This is a genomic window from Mesorhizobium sp. M7A.F.Ca.CA.002.15.2.1 (genome assembly GCF_003998715.1).
Taxonomy (GTDB): Bacteria; Pseudomonadota; Alphaproteobacteria; order Rhizobiales; family Rhizobiaceae; genus Mesorhizobium; species Mesorhizobium ciceri.
This window is the reverse complement of record NZ_RZPI01000675.1, coordinates 1-2,956: the sequence shown is the minus strand read 5'-3', so window position 1 is coordinate 2,956 and position 2,956 is coordinate 1. Positions and strand designations below refer to the sequence as shown.

Below are 2,956 nucleotides of genomic sequence, written 5' to 3'. Positions count from 1 at the left end.
AGCTCATGTCGATGACCAGCTTGCCTTTGGTCAGACCGGACGCGACGCCGTTCTCGTGAAACAGCACATCGGCGACCTGCGGTGTGTCGGGCACCATCAGAATGATGATGTCGGCGGCCTTCGCCACGGCAGCATGGCCGGTGACTGACGTTAGGCCCTTGGCGACGAGATCGGCTGAGAGTTGCGATCGATGGTCGCTGGCTATGATCCTGTAGCCCGCGTCCAACAGGTGCCCCGCCATCGGTGCGCCCATGATGCCGAGGCCGATGAAGCCGATGGTTTCCATTTTGGTTCTCCAGTTGCTTGTGTGAAACGCCCCCTCATCCGGCCGCTAGCGCGGCCATCTTCCCCCGAGGGGAGAAGAGAAGCCGACGTTGGTGCCTGTCTCTTCTCCCCACCGGGGAGAAGGTGGCCCGAAGGGCCGGATGAGGGGGCGCGGCGTTGGCTAGGCCGCAGCACTTCCCTGCCCGGCTAATGCTTGAAACCACCCCAGCCCAGCCTCCGTCCCGGCCTTCGGCTTGTATTCCGCCCCGATCCACCCGGAATAGCCGATGCGGTCGATGTGCTCGTACAGGAAGGGAAAATTGATCTCGCCCGTCCCCGGCTCGTGACGGCCTGGATTGTCCGCAAGCTGGATATGCGCGATGCGGTCGAGGTTTACCTCGATGGTACGGGCGAGATCCCCCTCCATGATCTGCATGTGATAGATGTCGTATTGCAGGAACAGGTTCTTCGACCCGACACGGTCGATAAGCGCCAACGCCTGATCGGTATAATTGAGAAAAAAGCCCGGGATATCGCGCGTGTTGATCGGCTCGATCAGCAGCCTGATGCCGGCCTGCTCCAGCTTTTCCGCCGCGAAGGCAAGGTTTTCGGCAAAGACGTCCTCCAGCACCTTGCGGTCGGCGCCGGTGGGCACGATGCCGGCTAGGCAATTGACCTGCTGGCAGCCGAGCGCCTGCGCGTAGGTGATCGCCTTGGCGATGCCCTGGCGGAATTCCGGCACGCGGTCCGGCAGCACGGCAATGCCGCGTTCGCCCTTGCCCCAGTCGCCGGCCGGCAGGTTGAACAGCACCTGGGTCAGGCCGTTCTTCTTCAGCCGGGCGGCGACGACATCGGGCGCATGGTCATAGGGGCCGATATATTCGACGCCCTTGAAGCCGGCGCGGGCGGCGGCATCGAAACGGTCGAGGAACTCATGCTCGCCAAAGAGCATCGAAAGATTGGCTGAAAAACGCGGCATTCTTTTTCTCCTTTTCTCCGCCAAGCCTAATCCAGCATGACGATCGACGTCGGCGCATCTTCGTGGCTCTCGGCAAGCTCCTCGAATTCGGTGATCTTGTCGATCTCGGTGCCCATCGAGATGTTGGTGACGCGTTCGAGGATGAATTCGAGGACAACCGGAACCCGGTGTTCTTTCATCAACCGCTGCGCCTCCTTGAAGGCACCGGCGAACTCTTCCGGCTTGCGCACCCTGACCGCCTTGCAGCCCATCGCCTCGGCGACGGCAACATGGTCGACGCCATAGCCGGCCTCGGGATCGCCTGCCCGGTTGATGTTCTCGAAGGCAAGGTCGACCTCGAAGTCCATCGAGAAACCCCGCTGCGCCTGGCGGATCAAGCCGAGATAGGCGTTGTTCACGACGACATGGAGATAGGGCAGCTTGTGCTGTGCACCGACCGCCAGTTCCTCGATCATGAACTGGAAATCATAGTCGCCCGACAGCGCCACGATGGTGCGGTCGGGATCGGCGGCGCGCACGCCAAGGGCAGCCGGCAAGGTCCAGCCGAGCGGGCCGGCCTGGCCGCAATTGATCCAGTTGCGCGGCTTGTAGACATGCAGGAACTGCGCCCCGGCGATCTGCGACAGGCCGATCGTGGTGACATAGGTGACGTCGCGGCCGAACGCCTTGTTCATCTCCTCATAGACACGCTGCGGCTTCAGCGGCACCTGGTCGAAATGCGTCTTGCGCTTCATCGTCTTCTTGCGAGCCTGGCATTCCTTCGCCCAGCCGGACCAGTCGCGCAGTCTGCCTGCCGTCTTCCACTCGGTGGCGACGTCGAGCAGCATCTTCAGCGCAGCACCAGCATCCGAAACGACGCCGAGATCCGGCGCGAAGACACGGCCGATCTGCGTCGGCTCGATGTCGACATGGATGAATTTTTTGCCCTTGGTATAGACATCGACGGAGCCGGTGTGACGGTTGGCCCAGCGGTTGCCGATGCCGAAGACGAAATCGGCTTCCAGCATCGTCGCATTGCCATAGCGGTGCGAGGTCTGCAGCCCGCACATGCCGGCCATCAGCCGGTGGTCGTCGGGGATCGCGCCCCAGCCCATCAAGGTCGGGATGACCGGCACGCCTGAAATCTCGGCGAATTCGATCAGCAAATCCGACGCATCGGCGTTTATGATGCCGCCGCCGGCGACGATCAGCGGCTTTTCGGCGGCGTTGAGCATCGTCAACGCCTTTTCGGCCTGGGCGCGCGTCATGGCCGGCTTGAACGGCGTCAACGGCTCATAGGCATCGATGTCGAATTCGATCTCGGCCAGCTGGACGTCGACCGGCAGGTCGATCAGCACCGGACCCGGCCGCGACGAGCGCATCAGGTGAAAGGCCTTCTGCAGCGCCATGGGGACGAGATAGGGCTCCATGACCGTGACCGCCCATTTGGCGACCGGCGCGGCAATGGCTGATATGTCGACGGCCTGGAAATCCTCCTTGTTCAGCCGCGCCCGCGGCGCCTGGCCGGTGATGCACAGGATCGGAATGGAATCCGCAGCGGCCGAATAGAGCCCGGTGATCATGTCGGTGCCGGCCGGACCCGAAGTGCCGATGCACAGGCCGATATTGCCTGCCTTGGCCCGGGTAAAGCCTTCCGCCATGTGCGAGGCGCCCTCGACGTGACGGGCAAGCACGTGGCGGATCGTTCCCCTCGCCTTCAGCGCCGAATAGAAC

At 62.9% G+C, this 2,956-nt stretch carries 3 protein-coding genes; all 3 read right to left on the bottom strand.

From position 1 onward, the window contains the following. On the bottom strand, positions 1-286 hold a 286-nt coding region (locus ENZ74_RS27375; RefSeq protein WP_164761249.1), incomplete at its 3' end, for an NAD(P)-binding domain-containing protein. Positions 287-445: 159 nt separating this feature from the next. After that, positions 446-1,243: a 2-oxo-tetronate isomerase gene (otnI, locus tag ENZ74_RS27370; RefSeq protein WP_063168077.1), complete on the bottom strand. Its 798-nt coding sequence runs from the start codon at positions 1,241-1,243 to the stop codon at positions 446-448. A gap of 26 nt (positions 1,244-1,269) precedes the next feature. Further along, positions 1,270-2,956, bottom strand: a 1,687-nt coding sequence (gene gcl / locus ENZ74_RS27365) for a glyoxylate carboligase (protein WP_127313127.1), incomplete at its 5' end; no start/stop codon positions are given.